Origin of the sequence: Sporosarcina sp. P32b (assembly GCF_002743335.1) — a bacterium.
GTDB lineage: Bacteria > Bacillota > Bacilli > Bacillales_A > Planococcaceae > Sporosarcina.
The window spans coordinates 24,383-42,510 of sequence record NZ_PDZB01000021.1 but is presented as its reverse complement, the minus strand read 5'-3'; the positions used below and the strand labels follow the sequence as shown (position 1 = coordinate 42,510).

Here is an 18,128-nt window from a genome sequence, read left to right as displayed (position 1 = left end):
CGCTCTATCTAATTAATACATCGCTCTATGAATATGGGCAAGCGCTCTATGCCTGTTAGTAACCGCTCTATTACTCTTCAGAAGGTTAACCCGAAACGTCAATCAACATTGCCATCCCCCTTAATTCTTCCCCAAAATAACAAAAACACCATCTCCTATTCGAACGGAGATGGTGTCTTCATTATTATAACGCGTCTGTATACTCTTTACCTGCAGGCAATAAGTTAGACATGTTAATACGTTTCAGACCTTCTTTGATCTTGGTCGTATACCCTTTTTTCGTACTGTTTAAATAACCAGCTTTCGACTTAATCATCCGCTCAAATACTTTGGCTTTCGATTGATCGATTTGTGACCATTTCTCATAAGAGTGAATTAAGTCTTCCAATGTCAAATGAACATAGTCTGTTCCTGAAAACTGACCATTTGGAGCACGTTTGTACCAAATGTCCCCATTAGAACGGGTCCAGTTCTTTTCTTCGAAGCGAATCGCTTTTTCGATGGCACTGGCATTTTCCAAATAGACGGGATCATTGAACTCCTGGAACGCAAGCAAGAGAATATTCATGCCACCAAGTAAATGGTTCATTGACGTATGGGTCTTCACCTGTGATTTTGCTGGGAAGTAATCCGGGATATAATAGGCAGTTGGAGACAAGAAATTTACATTCCCTTTCCTATGCTGCTGTACAAGTAGGTTCGCATAGTTTCGCAAACCTTCATTATAATCTGTATGATTGAATGCTTTTCCTCCATTATAAAGGAATAAGGCAATCTGTTCATTGAAGCGCGTATCGACGAAAGGTGCTGTGAAGTTATATAAATTCGTCAAATACGTACTCGTCACTTCAGTTTCCCAATATGGCTTACTTCCTCTGAAGACAGCTAAGTTCGTAAAGGAGTTATGCAAAATATCTTCATAATAGCGTTCTTTCGTTTGATTGTATAACAACATGACACGATCTTCTTTTACTAGAAGTAAATTTCGACCATATCCTCGCCCTGAAGCAGGCATTGGTTCGATAGTTGTTGCCATTTTATTGTATGGACCTTCAGCTGTATACCATTTGTTACGCTTTTTATAGTTGGTAATAGATTCACGAAGCCATGAATCCAATCTTTCCTTCGACGAGAACAACTTTTTATTGGATGAAAGATACCATTGATCCACCACATCGTATCCTCTAGAATTCAATTCATACACTGACACACGATTATTGCCCATTAAAATATTGCTGTAAGATTCTTTCTCGTCCTGAAGTTCACGCGTCCGGCTGACTGCACCATTACGATACTTTAACTCCAGTTCACGTGAACGATATGTTTTGGAAATCATTTGCTGTCCAGTACCTTGTTGTGAAATCGTTTCGAGAACACCAACTGGCGAAGTAGCTATATCGAATCCGAATGTATCATCGACATCTTTTTTCATTGGAAATTTATCAAATCGTTCGATTGTATTCGTTTGTATATCTCCATCGATACGTACCAAATCGACACGGATCGGCAGACGGTCCGGGTTTCTTAACTCAACGAATGTAAAGTAATCACCGTTTGGCAATTCTCGTTTCGTTACAGTGACTCTCGTGCTTTTTCTTTCACTGACACCATAGACATAAATATGATCCGTTGCATGTCCATGTGCTTTTACCCGTTTAGCTGATAAAGACATGTAATGGTTTGAACGCAAGTACGTCTGTCCTTCTTGTGTCAAGGGCACTTCCGTAAGATATTGATTAAAACGAATGGGTTCAAATTTCCCCATAGTTTGTGTTTTATTGAAAACAATCGGTTGCTTTTTTTCGAGCAGTCCTGCTTGAATCATTGCTCTATGTAGGAATACAGCGAATGAACCACGGTTTACGGAAAGTTTCGGCGCAAAAGATCCATCCTCTTTACCTGTTGTAATACCGTGCTGCATCAGTACTTTTACGCCATATCTGTGAGATTCACTAATACTTTTCTCATCCGTAAAGTATACTTTTTCACCTGTGTCTTTTAATTTAAATGCATTAACTAACACACTTGCCATTTGTTCACGTGTTAATTCATCACTAACACCGAAGTTTCCATCGGGCTTCCCTCTAAATATGCCTTCTTGATAAGTAGACATGGCACCGCGTAAGTGGGAGGATTTCGCGCTGACATCCTTGAATATCGGCTGATAGGGAGCTTCAGGCAGTTTCAATGCAGCAGTCAGCAAGTTTGCAGCTTGCCCACGTTTGATGCTAATTCCCGGACGGTATTGTAAATCTTGATACCCGTTAATGATTCCTTCTTCCACGAGTTGTGTTACTTCATCCTTTGCCCAATATTCATTGCTGACATCGGAGAAACGCTGGTTTACCGTTTCTGCTTGCGCATTAATTGGGAGTGCAATGAAGCATACTAACGTCGCGATTAGAAATGAATTTAAAATTGCGAATGTACTTTTCTTTGATGCGCTGGACATCTTTAAAATCAACCCCACTCTCTGATTGTCTTAGTTTTAGTATGTAGTTTCCTTCGACAATTATAGCATATCAAACATTTCATTTGGACTTTCATCGTAAAGGAGGAATATTCCATACCATTTTGCGGTGCTACTTACTAAGGCCTCTTTTCTATTCTGCGCAACCGTACCGTACAGACGCGAAAAGACAGAATTAGTTTCAAAGTTTCACACTTTATTTTTACTTTTCCTCAAGGTACCCGAATACGTAAAAAAACAGTTCACGCTAAGTAAGCGATGAACTGTTTTGAATCATGCATGCTTCTGTTCGTATTCTGTAATCTTGTCTTCATATTGGAATGTTAGCGAAATCTCATCCCAACCATTTAATAACATTTTTTTAGAATATGGATCGATATTGAAGCTATACACCGACCCATCTTCGCCCGCTACAGTCTGGTCTTCAAGACTAACTGTTAATGTATACGGGGCTTCTTTCCCTTTGTGTAAAAATTCATCAATTTCTGCAACAGATAACGTAATCGGTAATATTCCGTTTTTGAAGCAGTTACTGTAGAAGATATCTGCAAAGCTTGGAGCAATGACTACACGGAAGCCGTAATCTAAAATTGCCCAAGGTGCGTGTTCACGGGATGATCCACAGCCGAAGTTCTCATGTGCAACGAGGATAGTTGAACCATCGTATCGAGGATCATTCAACACGAACTCTTCATTTTTTGTGCCATCTGCATGAAAACGCCAGTGATAGAATAAATATTGCCCGAAGCCAGTACGCTCAATACGTTTTAAGAATTCCTTGGAAATGATCTGATCTGTATCAACGTTATTTTTATCTAACGGAGTGAGTACACTCTCTATTTTATTAATTGGTTCCATCTGAATACCCTCCTCAAATTTGCACAGCTGCATCAATTTTACGAACATCTACGAAATGTCCGTGTAGAGCAGCCGCTGCAGCCATGGATGGGCTGACTAGATGTGTGCGTGAGCCTGCACCTTGGCGTCCTTCAAAGTTGCGGTTGGATGTAGAAGCACAGCGCTCGCCGGCTGGTACTACATCATCATTCATAGCTAAACACATACTACATCCTGACTCTCTCCACTCAAAACCTGCATCGGTGAAGATTTTATCGAGACCGATATCTTCCGCCTGCTTTTTCACAGTGCGTGAACCTGGTACGACAATTGCAGTTACAGTCGGATGAACGTGTTTACCTTTTACCACATTCGCCGCTGCTTCTAAATCGCTAAGACGCGCATTTGTACATGAACCAATAAATGCGTGTTGTATTTCAATATCGGTTAACGCCATTCCTTCTTCAAGTCCCATATATTCCATCGCGGAACGAAGTGCGGATTTGTCTGTTTCAGATACATAGTCTGCAGTTGTAGGAATGTTAGCTGAAATTCCAGATCCCATAGATGGGTTCGTTCCCCACGTTACAAATGGCTCGATTTCGTCTGCATGAATTTCAAGAACTTGATCATATACTGCACCTTCGTCCGTATTCAATGCGAGCCAACGCTCTGCTGCCGCTTCAAATTCTTCGCCTTGTGGTGCATACCGGCGACCACGTAGATAATTGATTGTTGTTTCGTCTGGGCCAATTAAACCTGCTTTTGCTCCCGCTTCAATGGACATATTACATATTGTCATACGCTCTTCCATTGTAAGTCCACGAATTGCTTCCCCTGTGTACTCGACGATATGACCAGTACCCACACCAATTCCAAACTTCGAAATAATTGCCAGTATAATATCTTTAGCTGTTACGCCAAAGCCGATTTTACCTGTCACGCGGATCTCCATCGTTTTCGGTTTACCTTGCCATAGTGTTTGTGTAGATAATACATGCTCTACTTCACTTGTCCCGATTCCGAATGCAATCGCTCCGAATGCACCGTGTGTTGAGGTATGGCTGTCACCACAAACAATGGTCTTTCCTGGCTGTGTCAATCCAAGCTCTGGACCAATAATATGTACAATTCCTTGGTCAGGATGTTCCATATCAGCCAATTGAACGCCAAACTCTTCACAGTTTTTTGCAAGTGTTGTAATTTGTTTTTTTGCAATTGGGTCATTGATTACCGGTAAGTTTTTAGTCGGAACGTTGTGATCCATAGTAGCAAAACAAAGATCCGGTCGACGCACTTTGCGGTTTGCTAGACGCAACCCTTCAAATGCCTGTGGTGATGTCACTTCATGAATTAAATGAAGATCAATATATAGTAGATCGGGCTTTCCCTCTTCTTCGTACACAATATGCTCATCCCATATTTTCTCAATAATTGTTTTAGCCATAATTGTTTCCCCTTCCAAGCCATTACCATATGAATGTGTGGCATCAGATTCAACTCGTCAGTCATTTCTCTAGCTACACACAAAGGGCGCACCAGTTTCGGTATGCCCTCATGTGCATGTCGAGACTAAGACAGCGGTATTTTATTAAATATACGAGAACATGATACTATTGGAAACGAACTGAAGATCCAATTCATCTACAATCTTATCTGTCCATTCTTTAGTCGTTAATGAACGTTGATCCTTACCAGCTAAATCTGCTGTGAAGTGACCTTCTTCAAATACTGTATTAACAGCCTTTTCAATAGCAGTTGCTTCCGTTTCCAATCCAAATGAATACTTTAGCATCATAGCAACTGAAAGAATAGTTGCTGCTGGATTTGCAATTCCCTGACCTGCTACATCCGGTGCTGAACCGTGAACTGGTTCATACAAACCTAAACCGTCTGAACGCACACTCGCTGAAGGTAGTAATCCAAGTGACCCTGTAATGACAGACGCTTCATCACTTAAAATATCTCCAAACATATTTTCAGTAACGATTACATCAAAATGTGCTGGGTTCGTTATTAATTTCATTGCTGCAGAATCCACTAACTGATGTTCTACTTCTACATCTGGATACTGTACTTTCTTCTCTTCTACAATCTTTCTCCAAAGCTTACTGGATTCAAGCACATTCGCTTTGTCCACAGAAGTTACTTTGCCTTTACGCAGGCGAGCCAACTCAAAACCTTTGTCGACAATACGTTCGATCTCCTTGCGCGTATATACAAGCGTATCAACAGCTGATTGATCTGTATGCTGGCTCGGTTTACCGAAGTAAAGACCTCCAGTTAATTCCCGAACAATCATCATATCGACCTCTTTGATGATGTCTTCTTTTAAAGGAGAAGCCTGGATCAAAGAAGGTACAGCTGCAACAGGACGAAGGTTTGCAAATAGATCAAAATGTTTACGTATCGCAAGCAACCCTTTTTCCGGTCGTAATTCAGATGGATTCTGATCCCATTTAGGACCACCCACTGCTCCTAGAAGAATGGCGTCGCTTGACTCACATAACTCAATTGTCTCTTTAGGAAGTGGGTTATTCTTTTCATCAATCGCCGCTCCACCGATTAGTCCATATTCTGTATGGAATGTATGGTTAAAACGTCTGCCGATCACTTCCAATACTCTAACTGCCTCTGCTACTACCTCGGGTCCTATGCCGTCTCCGGGTAATACTGCTACTTTCTTTTCCATAGAACTTCTCCTCCTTGATCAATCTCGTATCACTCGATCGAATACTCTATCCCTTTGATATGTTGCTTATTTCATTAACTCTTCTTTCCGCAATTGTTCGCGAACTAGTTGACGATTGATAGCATTCAAATAAGCTTTTGCAGACGCTTCTAGCACGTCTTGCGCTACGTCTCGGCCAGTAAGCTCGAGTCCGTTATGTCTTAAGTTGACTACTGCCTCTCCCAGTGCATCGCGGCCTTTACCGATCGATGTTACACGATAATCGAGAATGAGTACTTCACCTTTAACAGCCAATTCCAGTGCGTTGAAAATTGATTCAACAGAACCTGCGCCAGTCGTTGCCACAGTAACTGTTTCTCCGCTTGGCACTGTCGCTGTCACAGTAGCTGTCGGAATATTATTCGTTCCGTATTGTACTTGAACATTATGCAATTCGTAAATCGGTGTATCCGTATCCGCCAATTGTTGTCCTGTAAATAGAACAAACAAATCGTCTTCTGTAATTTCTTTTTTACGGTCTGCTAATTTTTTGAAGTCATCAAATGCTTCATTTAATTGGTGATCAGTCAATTCAAACCCCATAGTCATTGCCCGATCTTTGAACGCAGCACGTCCGGAGTGTTTACCTAATGCTAACGGTATATCCGTTTCACCAATTAATTCTGGCGTGATAATTTCGTATGTCTCACGGTTTTTCAGCATGCCATCCTGGTGAATTCCAGATTCATGGGCGAATGCGTTCTTTCCGACGACTGCTTTGTTTGGCTGGATAACTACCCCTGTCAACCGGCTAACAAGCTGACTAGCTTTTTTGATCTCTTTTAAGTTGATCCCAGTTTCTATGTTGTAGAAGTCTTTACGGATGTGCATGGCGACAGCAATTTCTTCTAATGCTGCATTGCCAGCGCGCTCTCCAATACCGTTAATCGTACATTCTACTTGGTCCGCACCATTCTCAACTGCCGCAATGGAGTTTGCAACAGCCATCCCAAGGTCATCATGGCAATGAGCTGAAAGTTTCACGTTCTCTATTCCTGTTACATTCTCTTTCAAATACTTGAATAGAGCACCGTATTCTGCAGGTGTTGCATAGCCTACAGTATCCGGAACATTAATAGTCGTAGCTCCTGCCGCAATTACTTGATTAATAATACGTACAAGGTATTCCTTATCAGAACGGAAAGCATCTTCTGCTGACCACTGAACGAGAGGGAAATACTGTTTGGCGTATTTGACTGCATCTACTGCAATATCCACTACTTCGTCCGGAGACTTCTTTAACTTATACTCCATATGAATGGGTGATGTAGCTAAAAACACATGGATATGCGGTTGTTCTCCGCCACGTAACGCTTCCCATGTGACATCAATGTCATTTTTCATTGCTCTAGCAAGACCTGTAACAGTAGAATTTTTCACTGTATTGGCAATGCGTTGAACGGCTTCGAAATCACCTGGAGAAGAAGCAGGAAATCCTGCTTCAATAACTGCTACCCCAAGTTTTTCTAACTGACGAGCGATCTCTAATTTTTCTACCGTATTTAAATTAATTCCTGCAGATTGCTCACCGTCGCGAAGAGTTGTATCGAAAAGATCAATTTTTCTCACTCGCTACCACTTCTTCCTCTTTTGATTTAGCTCCTTCGTTGATGAATGGCATCATAGAACGAAGCTTCTGTCCTACTTCTTCGATTTGGTGCTTAGCTTCTGCTTCTTCGATTGCGTTGAAATTAGGACGTCCGTTTTCATTCTCTTCAATCCATTCTTTTGCGAATTTACCTGATTGGATGTCAGTTAGAATATCTTTCATACGTGCTTTTGTATCTGCATCGATTACGCGTGGTCCAGAAACGAAATCGCCCCACTCAGCAGTGTCAGAGATGGAGTAACGCATTCCAGCCATTCCGCCTTCATACATTAAGTCAACGATTAGTTTTGTTTCATGCAATGTTTCGAAATAAGCTAGTTCAGGCTGGTATCCAGCTTCTACTAGAGTTTCGAATCCAGCTTTAACTAGTGAAGTTAAGCCACCACATAGTACAGCTTGCTCTCCGAATAGATCTGTAACTGTCTCTTCTTCGAATGTTGTTTCCAAAACACCACCACGAGCAGATCCGATACCTTTTGCATATGCAAGAGCAACATCTTTAGCTTGGCCAGATACGTCTTGATACACTGCGAATAGTGCAGGAACTCCGCCGCCAGCTTCGAACGTTCTACGTACAAGATGTCCTGGTCCTTTTGGAGCTACTAGGAATACATCTACGTCAGCAGGTGGTTTGATTTCACCGAAGTGTACGTTGAAACCGTGTGCGAATACTAAAGATTTTCCTTTAGCAAGAGCTGGTTCAATTTCTGCTTCGTATACTGCTTTTTGGTTTTCATCCGGCAGTAAGATCATGATCAAGTCTGCTTTTTCAGAAGCTTCTTTTACTGAAAGTGCTTCAAGGCCGTCCGATTTCGCTTGGTCGAATGATTTTCCAGCACGAATTCCTACTACTACGTTGAATCCTGAATCTTTCAAGTTACGTGCGTGTGCGTGCCCTTGTGAACCGTAGCCAATAATTGCGATAGTTTTTCCTTCTAATAGTCCTTCATTGATATCCTGGTTATAATACATTTTCGTCATTTTAATTTCCCCCTAGTGTGTGTGTGTGTTATTATTTTAAAATTGATAACTGTGGTGCTTGAACCTTTTGCATATCGCGGGCAAAGCCGGTTGCGCCAGTTCGTGTTAATTCTTTGATGCCATATGGTTTCAGCAAATCGATAAACGCTTCGATTTTATCTGGGTCACCCGTTACTTGGTACGTTACTACATTCTTTCCGGAATCGACTATAGTCGGACGGAAAGGTTCCACAATACTATTCATCTCAGAGCGAATCTGTGGTGGTGAGATGACCTTTACTAGCGCTAACTCACGTAACACGATTGCTTTGTCTGTTATATCTTTCACTGTAATAACATCAATCTGCTTTTGCAGCTGTTTTACAAGTTGTTCAATTTTGGTTTCATCTTCTACATGAACTTGAAAGGTCATCTTGGATCTATTTGGCTGTTCCGTAGCACCAACAGTCATACTTTCAATATTGAATTGACGCTTCATTAGCAGTCCCGTTACACGGTTTAACACTCCGCTCTGATTAATTACTGTTACTGTAATAATTCGTTTCACTGAGGACTCACTCCAATCATGTCTTGTAATCCCTTACCTGGAGCAACCATCGGATAGACGTTTTCACGTTGTTTCACTCGGCAATCAATCAAGACCGGCTCGTCAGATAATAGCGCTTCTGTAAATACCTTTTCCGCTTCTTCTAAATTGTGAATGCGATACCCTTTCAGGTCATATGCTTCCGCCAATTTAATGAAGTCTGGTTGTACTGGAACTAGTGACTGTGAGTAACGTTCTTCGTAGAATGTCTCTTGCCACTGACGTACCATACCTAGTGCACCGTTATTTAAAATGATGACTTTCACCGGAATCCGCATTTCCTGAAGAAGTGAAAGCTCTTGTGCTGTCATTTGGAAGCCCGCGTCTCCAACAATAGCAATGACACGCTCTTTCGGTCTTGCAAGTTGTGCACCGATTGCAGCTGGGAAGCCAAAGCCCATTGTTCCTAATCCACCTGAAGTTACCCAGTTATCCGGATTATTGAAACGATAATATTGAGCAGTCCACATTTGGTGCTGTCCAACGTCTGTTGTGACGATCGCATCCCCATTTGTAATCCGATGTATAATCTCAAGTGCTTGCTGCGGTAATAATGCTTCTTCATCCGTTTGATACCAAAGTGGGTATTTATCCGCTAAACCGTTTAAATAGCTTACCCATTCTACTGTGTCCGGTGATTTGAAATCTGCCTTAAGCAATGCGGTTAACGCTTCTTTCGCATCAGCCACAATAGGAATTTCAGTCACAACGTTTTTTCCAATCTCTGCTGGATCGATATCTATGTGAATGACCCGTGCATTCGGCAAGAATGCATCCAAGTTACCTGTTAGACGATCATCAAAACGAGCACCCACATTGAGCAATAAATCGCATTCGCTTAGAGCATAGTTGGCAGTTGCCGTACCGTGCATTCCAGCCATTCCGTAAAACAGTTCATGCTCTCCGTGGATTGTACCCAAGCCAAGTAATGTATTGACTACTGGAATACGATGCGTTTCAATAAGTTCCTTCAGCTCTACCGTTCCGCCTGCATGAAGTACACCTGCACCTGCAAGAATCATGGGCTTTTTTGCATTAGAGATAGCTTTCGAAGCTTTTTGAATTTGCAGATAATTTGGTGTAGTAGTTGGCTGATAACCAGGCAAATTCACTTCTTTATCTTCTTTTTCAACGGGTACAAAGAGATCTGTTGCAACATTTTTCGGTACATCGACTACGACCGGGCCTGGTCTTCCAGTGGAGGCAATGTGGAATGCCTCACGCAAAATACGTGGAATGTCCGCTACACTTTGCACTTGATAGTTATGTTTTGTAATTGGTTGAGTAATTCCAATAATATCCGCTTCTTGGAAAGCGTCCGATCCAATCACTGTAGTTGCTACTTGGCCTGTAATAACTACTAATGGAAGTGAATCCATCATGGCATCTGTAATGCCCGTTACTAAGTTCGTTGCACCTGGACCTGATGTAGCAATGACCACACCTGTTTTTCCAGAGACTCTTGCATATCCTTCTGCCGCGTGAATTGCACCTTGTTCGTGACGTGCTAATACGTGTGGTATCGGATCGTTATATAGCGCATCATAGATGGGGAGAACTGCTCCTCCAGGATATCCAAAGATTATTTCTACGTTCTGTTCTTTAAGAGATTGAATCAAGATGGCAGAACCATCTGCAGGTTTATTTACGGCTTGTTCCTTTGGCATAGTAGATGCAGTCTGTTTTTCTTGTACTTCAGCACTCATACTGAACTCCTCCTTACAATTTTCAACTATATATATTTTAGCCAATGACGTTTTTTCCTAAAAAAAAAACCTTTTCATCCCACGCAAAGAATTCTACTCTCTTTACATAGGGATGAAAAAGCTTTCATGGTACCACCCTAGTTCGTGACGTTAGTCACCTTAAGAAAAAGCAAGCCGAAGCTGTACTTTCTCATTGCTAACGAGCCCGAAAATCGAGCCCGGGACTGCCTAATCGGTATACCTTTTAGCAATCCACTCCGAGGGGATGTCGCAAATAGCTGTATTGCCGGACTTGCAGCACCGCCGGCTCTCTGTGAATACATTTTCTATCTACTTTAACCTCATCAACGTTTTGTATATTAAATTTTCATAACTCCACCAGTGCTTGCTGAAGTAACTAATTGCGAATATCTAGCAAGATATCCTTTTTTAATTTTAGGTTCAAATGGTTTCAATGCGTGGCGTCGTTCTGCAAGAACTTCATCAGATACTACAAGTTCGATCGTACGTTTCGTCAGATCAATTTCGATAATATCTCCGTTCTCTACAAGTGCAATCGGTCCACCGGATGCTGCTTCTGGTGAGATATGTCCAATTGAAATACCTCGCGAAGCTCCAGAGAAACGACCATCTGTAATCAACGCAACTTCCTTACCTAGCCCTTTACCCATAATTGCGGAAGTTGGTGCCAACATTTCTGGCATCCCCGGTCCACCTTTAGGTCCTTCATATCGAATGACGACAACATGGCCTGCTTTGACAGTGTCATTATCAATATTTTCTTGCGCTTCTTCTTGGGATTCAAAGACAATTGCTTCTCCTCTGAACTCCGTGATAGAAGGGTCAACTGCCCCCACTTTAATAACAGAACCTTCAGGAGCAATGTTTCCAAATAGAATGGACAGGCCACCTACTGGACTATATGGATTATCTTTCGTTCGTATGACATCTGTATTCGTAATTTCATGTCCTGCAACATCTTCCGCAATCGTCTTGCCTGTGATTGTAATACGATCTTTGTGTATCGCTCCATCAATTTTACACAATTCATTGATAATTGCGCTGACACCACCGGCTTTTTCAACATCATCCATCGAATAATCTGAAGCTGGCATGATCTTGGATAAGTACGGCACTCGTTTTGCTACCTCGTTAACATCTTCAATATTGTAATCAATTTCTGCTTCGTGAGCGATCGCTAATGTGTGAAGGACTGTATTCGTCGAACCACCCATTGCCATATCAAGTGCGAATGCATCGTCGATTGTTTCTTTCGTGATGATGTCACGTGGTTTAATATCATTTTTAATACAATTCATTAAGTGTTTCGCTGCATCTTTAATTAGTCTATGGCGATCATCAGACGTGGCAAGAATTGTCGCATTTCCTGGAAGAGCCATACCGAGCATTTCCATCAACGAGTTCATGGAGTTCGCTGTGAACATGCCAGAACAAGATCCGCATGAAGGACAAGCATTCTGCTCAATATCAAGCAATGTTTCAGCTGACATCTTACCGCTCTTGTATGCTCCAACACCTTCAAACACAGAAGTTAATGATAGAACATCGCCTGTTGCGGAAACACCAGCTTCCATCGGTCCACCTGAAACGAATACAGAAGGGACGTTTGTTCTAACAGCTGCCATCAGCATACCTGGTGTGATTTTGTCACAGTTAGGTATATAGAAGACTCCATCAAACCAGTGCGCATTAATGACTGTTTCTGCTGAATCTGCAATTAACTCTCGGCTTGGCAATGAATAACGCATACCAATATGCCCCATTGCAATTCCATCATCTACACCGATTGTGTTAAATTCAAACGGCACGCCGCCCGCTTCCCAAATCGCTTCTTTAACTACTTCCGCGAATTTGTTCAAGTGCATATGTCCCGGAATAATATCTATATAGGAGTTACACACTCCGATAAATGGTTTGTTCATGTCTTTCGTTTTAACACCAGCTGCGTATAGTAAGCTACGATGTGGTGCACGATCGATTCCTTTTTTTATCATGTCACTTCTCATTTGCAATCTCTCCTAAACTAATTGAACGAATCAATTGCTAATTATATTAATTTCATTCAGTCGAATATTCTGAACAGCTAGTGAAATGTTCACCGCTATGAACTAGATTGTTGTAATCATATCTTGTATATGAATAAAGGTCAACCGTATTTTTAAAGTTTTTCGTTAATTGTGACTAATTAAAAACATCTGAATACGCTTACACACGCGCCACGGTGCGATATATTGCATATCAAATTTTATTAAAAGTTTTTTGACTTAATCTCGTTTCTTTCATTGAAGAAAAGAAACTTAGGTAATATCGATACTATATAAATAGACGACATGGTTGTACTTTCAATCAATAATCCACCTAGACCCTATTACTTCGTATGGATTGATTAGATTTTTCGTTTTGTTCCTCACTAGTCTTACTTCTATTTATGTATCAATTTACTAGAATCCAACTATTACTCTGCTGGCCCTATTCATGAATTCGTTATTTATTCATTGCAAATGACAAGTTTCGCTCGACAGCATTCGACATTTATATTTTGTTCATAACTCTATACACATTATACACCGCATATCTTGGCAGTTTATGTAAACAGTACACATATTACCCACAGCTTACCCACCGGTACTGTGGACAATTCGAACGCTTGTTCTTTTCAGATTCCTTTGGTAAAGTAAGAGATAACATCTAGAGAGAAGCATGCAGACTGATTTCAATCAATTCATCCTAAAGGAGGCGATTCTACTGTGCTACATTTATCGGATCAAATGTTACTCTATTCCTATCAACAGGCGCAAAAGTATCAACTAAATCTCGAGTTCATCCAAATGTTAGAACACGAGATACGTAAACGTGCCTTGGAATCGATAAAACTCAGTAGCTGATCTTTCGGATTCAATAAAATGGACATGCCTTATTTATATAGGCATGTCCATTTTCCATTCTATTAGTACATCTCCTTCTATATATAGGAGATATGTTTTATGATAATGCTTTGAGTCCAACTACGCCGATGACGATGAGGATAAGACTCACTACTCTACCTGTACTCTTCGATTCACCGAAGAACACCATATTAATGAGTACGGCACCTGCTGTACCTATACCAATCCACACGGCATATGCTGTACTGACTTGCAAAAACTTAAAGGAGTTATATAAAAAGAAGAACGCGATACCGAATCCTCCGTAGTATAATAATCCATTCCCCCATGTTTTCTTTTCACTGAATTTCTTCAGCCCTATCACACCGGCAAACTCACTTAGAGCTGCCAAGAATACTAGAATCCAACCCATCGTCTTTCAATCCCTTCAGCACTTTCTTTTCATCCTGACCATCCGCTATCTTTAATCCTGCAACACCCAGTACTAGAATGAAGATGAAAAAGATCTTCCCTATACTAATATGTTCACCGAAGAACATGACATCCATTAAAGATGTACCGACTGTACCGATTCCAGCGAATACCGCATAGACGGTTCCGGTTGGTAAACCTTCACATGCTTTCGTGAGGAAATGAAAATCCACAAAGATAAAGCCTATAATCACTATCCAATGCCACCAGTGAGTCGCTGTATTAAATCCAAAAATCCACACTAATTCAAAAAAGCTAGTTAATGCGACATATAGCCATGCTTTATTCATACGATCCGCTCCAATTTGTTTTCTCTCTCTATTTGACTGACTGTCATTCATTTTATCACAAAAGCTAACATTTTGCTATGTTAACCTTTCACTGTTTGAAAATGCAGTGCATGAGACATGAAATCAAGGACTTCTTCTTTCTGTCTATCGGCTTCACTTTCATCATGTTGTGCATACAGGAATACTTGCTCGGCTGTCGATTCAATAAGACCGATAATAATCTTTGCTGTCCGGTCAGGTTTGATCGATTGGCGAACTGCACCTGCTATTTTGGCAGCTTCAAGCTTTTCGCTGATCCATTCATAAAATGGTGCGTATACCGATTCCCACTCCCTGATATGTTCTGTTGAAGCAAGCCCCGAATAGATGACGGCCAATATTTCGTAATACTCTTTGTTCACTTCAAATATCGCCTCTACCATTTGTTCAAACTGTTTCGGGTACGTGGCTTCATCATCAACCGTTTGTTTGACTATTTCAATCGTTTTCATAACCATTACTTCCGCAATTGCAGGCATTAGAGATAATTTTGATGGAAAGTATAAATAAAACGTCCCTTGTGCGATTCCTGCACGCTTGACGATATCAGAGATTTTCGTTTTCTCAATTCCCTGTTCTTGAAATACTTCTATAGCTGAATGTATAATCGCTGTCTTTTTCCCCAATGAATTCCCCACTCTCTCTATAGATTCTAATTAGTATATCGCAATGATTCTTTTCTAACAAATTAACCAAATTCATCAATGTAGCAGTCAGTATGCGTACAGCAATATAAAAAGTAATCATCTACATGTTGACGATGATTACTTTTACATTTATTTAATACTCTTCAAATCTACCATCATTTGATGCAAAGTACACATCAAAACTATTATTAGACGTTTCGATAGTGAAAATATACTCTTCATATTCATAGATTTCTTCCGTTACGTAATCACTCGCAGTTTCACTGTTTGAAAACTTGTAAGTGACTCGTGCAGGCTTCTGGCTTGGGTCCGAATAGAAGTAAGTTAGGATCTTCTTCGCTTCATCTATTGTTAGATTAAAATGATCCGCACTGACTAACGTAAACATATAGCTATCGATTTTCCACTTTCCGTTAACTTTTTTAAATATATAGTCCACTTCTCCGCCTGCAGTAGGACCGCCGCCCAATTCAATCGTATGCAACGTCAGTGTATTTCCCGTCTGCTTGAAGTCAAAGCGAGCAACTGGCTCTGCAATAAGCGTTGGGAAAGTCAACACATCACACGCCGTACAAACATGTGGATAGTACTCTCGTAAGTCTGCAATAAATGCATCCGTTGCATATAGCTTTAACTGATTTTGAATTTTGCTAAATGGTTGATTACTTTCTTTTCCTTGCAGTAAAACTGTTTCAAGTGCAAGTGGTAGACGGTTTGCCAAGTCCCACACATCATCTTTTTTCAAGAGATCCGCCTTTTGGATAGACTTCGCCGCGTCAACAGAACGTTGCAAGAATGCTGCATAATGAGCCCGTGTCACAGGTTGATTCGGGAAGAACATTCCATCGCTTCCCCTCGCTACCCCATGGGAGAATAATGCATTTGCATGCGGGTAACCCCAGTGAAACAGCTGTACATCTGCGAAAGCAAAATGCGTCTTCATTTGAAAACCAAATGCCAGGTCCAATACTTTAGCCATCTGAATTCTTGTCATCGGTGCATCGGGATTGAACTTCCCTTCCAGACCGCCACTGAATATCCCGGCTTCGGTCAGCTTCATAATCGGCACAAAGTACGGGTGACTCTTTGGTAGATCTTTGTATACTTGCTTTTCGCTTTGTAGTGCTGGTAACTTTACTACATCATTCAATAACTTTGCTACATGCTTTCGGCTAATTTGTGCCTGAGGTCGGAATGTACCATCAGGATACCCATTAATGAAGCCTTGCTCTTTCATACGCATAATATCTGCATAATTAGGATGACTGGTCTTTACATCAGTAAATGAGCTATCTGCATTTGCTGACAGGCTAAATACATTTAGTAGTAAAATCACACCCCATATACATATCCACCATCTAGTAAATTCTTTGTCCTTACGAGTATCCAATACAACCACTCCCTTTAATCGAGTATACGGAATAGCTGAATAATAATCTATGAGTTTTAACGATAAAAATACCGCCCTTTGGTAGGACGGTATTTTTGCGTTCATTATTTGACTTCTTTTGTTTCTTGTACGAATGTTTCTCCACTTTTGCGTGCTTGGATATCAATGCTGTGATCTGAGTACTCTTTTTCTAGTCTTTCATAATATCTTTTAGTGACGAGTTTCGCTTCTTCCTGTTTCATGTCCTCATCCACCTCAAAATCTAATAATATAAATCCTCCTGCATCTTCTGTAATGACTAAACTAAGTTCAGATACCCCTTCCTCTTTTTCAAATTCCTTTTTTAAATCATTATCAATTATTTTCATATCCGATTTTTCAATATCTTCATTCACAACATTTTGTACAGGTTCGGTTTGTTCTGGTTCTATTTTATCTGAATCCACATTACATGCTCCCAACAACAAAAATGATAGAAAAAGAGGAACATACATTAGTCTTTTATACATGAAAAACCGTCCTTTTCTGTAGTTCTTTATGTTTCACACATTACCATATCGATAAATCAGTGACAAATATTTAGGAGGTAACTGCTCTTTGCAAAATCATTCGATTTATTATTTCAAGTTTAAGATCATAAGCAATCTTTTACCAACTACCTATATGTTTTTGAAGAACGCGAAACGGGTATATTATATAAAGCAACTATAAAAGAAGGAGGCTTTACAATGGATGAACTCATAAGCAAAACATTTATTGGTGTATATTATAACGATGCTGACCTTCTAAGTAAGATAGAGGAATTAAAAGAAACGGGTTATCTTGATGATAATATTTATGTAATCGCTAAAAATGAAACCGATGTATCCATGCTGCGCAGCAGAACAGGCGCGGATGTATACTCCGCATATGATACGTGGACAGATCGCTTTATAGGATTCTTAACTGGAGAAAATCATATTAAACAAATGATGTATGGCATCGGGATGGATACGATTCAAGTAGACCGCTATTATGAAGAAGTTCAACATGGCGGCATGATGTTATATGTAGATGAAGGCTGGGCTTACAGTGTGTATTCGAAAGACGAACATTCCTATACAGACGGATTATCGCCCAGTGCGTCTATCCCTGTCGTTGATCACGAAAGAACAAAAGATCCATTAATTGAGGATACGATGTCTGAACCATCTTATGGTGGATATGAACCTTTGCAAAACTCACCACATCCAGAAGTTCTGGCGGCTACTACTCAAGACGATACAATCCTGACGAATGATCTTACTACTGAAGAAGAGGATGCCGTAATATCTGAACAAATAGAGGATGAAGAACCTTCTGCGTTCCCTAAAAAATAACTCGATTTGTTATGAGCCTTCCTTTACTATAGGAAGGCTCTTCGCTTTGTTACAATTTGTTTACAAAACACGATTCTTGTAATCTCTTCTTAATATGAACGTAATGT

The 18,128-nt window shown here is 40.6% G+C and carries 16 protein-coding genes; 2 read left to right on the top strand and 14 right to left on the bottom strand.

Annotation, left to right across the window (positions count from 1 at the left end):
• Positions 1–184: 184 nt before the first annotated feature.
• From CSV64_RS13235 to ilvD, 9 genes are all read right to left on the bottom strand, one after another.
• On the bottom strand, positions 185–2,452 hold the full coding sequence (locus CSV64_RS13235; RefSeq protein ID WP_099635056.1) for an S-layer homology domain-containing protein: 2,268 nt from the start codon (positions 2,450–2,452) through the stop codon (positions 185–187).
• Between the two features lie 291 nt (positions 2,453–2,743).
• Complete coding sequence (gene leuD / locus CSV64_RS13230) at positions 2,744–3,328, bottom strand: 3-isopropylmalate dehydratase small subunit (RefSeq protein WP_099635055.1); 585 nt, start codon at positions 3,326–3,328, stop codon at positions 2,744–2,746.
• A gap of 13 nt (positions 3,329–3,341) precedes the next feature.
• The gene (gene leuC / locus CSV64_RS13225; RefSeq protein WP_099635054.1) at positions 3,342–4,754 is read right to left on the bottom strand and encodes a 3-isopropylmalate dehydratase large subunit; all 1,413 of its coding nucleotides are present in this window, start codon (positions 4,752–4,754) and stop codon (positions 3,342–3,344) included.
• 144 nt (positions 4,755–4,898) lie between these two features.
• Positions 4,899–5,999 carry a 3-isopropylmalate dehydrogenase gene (gene leuB / locus CSV64_RS13220; RefSeq protein ID WP_099635053.1) on the bottom strand — a complete coding sequence of 367 codons (1,101 nt, stop codon included), beginning with the start codon at positions 5,997–5,999 and terminating at the stop codon, positions 4,899–4,901.
• 66 nt (positions 6,000–6,065) lie between these two features.
• Positions 6,066–7,607, bottom strand: a complete 1,542-nt coding sequence (locus tag CSV64_RS13215) for a 2-isopropylmalate synthase (protein ID WP_099635052.1) — start codon at positions 7,605–7,607, stop codon at positions 6,066–6,068.
• Positions 7,594–8,628 (bottom strand): ketol-acid reductoisomerase, encoded by a 1,035-nt coding sequence (ilvC, locus tag CSV64_RS13210; protein WP_099635051.1) that lies wholly within the window; start codon positions 8,626–8,628, stop codon positions 7,594–7,596. The genes CSV64_RS13215 and ilvC overlap by 14 nt, the downstream gene beginning before the upstream one ends.
• A 31-nt stretch (positions 8,629–8,659) precedes the next feature.
• On the bottom strand, positions 8,660–9,175 hold the full coding sequence (gene ilvN / locus CSV64_RS13205) for an acetolactate synthase small subunit (RefSeq protein ID WP_099635050.1): 516 nt from the start codon (positions 9,173–9,175) through the stop codon (positions 8,660–8,662).
• Positions 9,172–10,920 carry a biosynthetic-type acetolactate synthase large subunit gene (gene ilvB / locus CSV64_RS13200; RefSeq protein WP_099635049.1) on the bottom strand — a complete coding sequence of 583 codons (1,749 nt, stop codon included), beginning with the start codon at positions 10,918–10,920 and terminating at the stop codon, positions 9,172–9,174. Before ilvB ends, ilvN begins: the two co-directional genes overlap by 4 nt.
• Positions 10,921–11,279: 359 nt before the next feature.
• Positions 11,280–12,947 carry a dihydroxy-acid dehydratase gene (ilvD, locus tag CSV64_RS13195; protein WP_099635048.1) on the bottom strand — a complete coding sequence of 556 codons (1,668 nt, stop codon included), beginning with the start codon at positions 12,945–12,947 and terminating at the stop codon, positions 11,280–11,282.
• A gap of 762 nt (positions 12,948–13,709) precedes the next feature.
• Here ilvD and sda point away from each other — a divergent pair.
• The gene (gene sda, locus CSV64_RS16990) at positions 13,710–13,826 is read left to right on the top strand and encodes a sporulation histidine kinase inhibitor Sda (protein ID WP_233190482.1); all 117 of its coding nucleotides are present in this window, start codon (positions 13,710–13,712) and stop codon (positions 13,824–13,826) included.
• A gap of 97 nt (positions 13,827–13,923) precedes the next feature.
• On the opposite strand, the gene CSV64_RS13185 is transcribed toward sda, so the two are convergent.
• From CSV64_RS13185 to CSV64_RS13165, 5 genes are all read right to left on the bottom strand, one after another.
• Positions 13,924–14,238, bottom strand: a complete 315-nt coding sequence (locus CSV64_RS13185) for a DMT family transporter (protein WP_099635046.1) — start codon at positions 14,236–14,238, stop codon at positions 13,924–13,926.
• Positions 14,201–14,587, bottom strand: coding sequence for a DMT family transporter (locus tag CSV64_RS13180; RefSeq protein ID WP_099635045.1), 387 nt, complete (start codon positions 14,585–14,587; stop codon positions 14,201–14,203). Before CSV64_RS13180 ends, CSV64_RS13185 begins: the two co-directional genes overlap by 38 nt.
• 80 nt (positions 14,588–14,667) lie before the next feature.
• The gene (locus CSV64_RS13175) at positions 14,668–15,252 is read right to left on the bottom strand and encodes a TetR/AcrR family transcriptional regulator (RefSeq protein WP_099635044.1); all 585 of its coding nucleotides are present in this window, start codon (positions 15,250–15,252) and stop codon (positions 14,668–14,670) included.
• Positions 15,253–15,406: 154 nt separating this feature from the next.
• Positions 15,407–16,663 carry an S-layer homology domain-containing protein gene (locus CSV64_RS13170; protein WP_158233046.1) on the bottom strand — a complete coding sequence of 419 codons (1,257 nt, stop codon included), beginning with the start codon at positions 16,661–16,663 and terminating at the stop codon, positions 15,407–15,409.
• Between the two features lie 104 nt (positions 16,664–16,767).
• Entirely contained in the window at positions 16,768–17,109 is a 342-nt protein-coding gene (locus tag CSV64_RS13165; RefSeq protein WP_099635042.1) for a hypothetical protein, read from the bottom strand.
• A gap of 282 nt (positions 17,110–17,391) precedes the next feature.
• Here CSV64_RS13165 and CSV64_RS13160 point away from each other — a divergent pair, with 282 nt between their 5' ends.
• Complete coding sequence (locus tag CSV64_RS13160; protein WP_099635041.1) at positions 17,392–18,021, top strand: YflT domain-containing protein; 630 nt, start codon at positions 17,392–17,394, stop codon at positions 18,019–18,021.
• Positions 18,022–18,128: the final 107 nt, after the last annotated feature.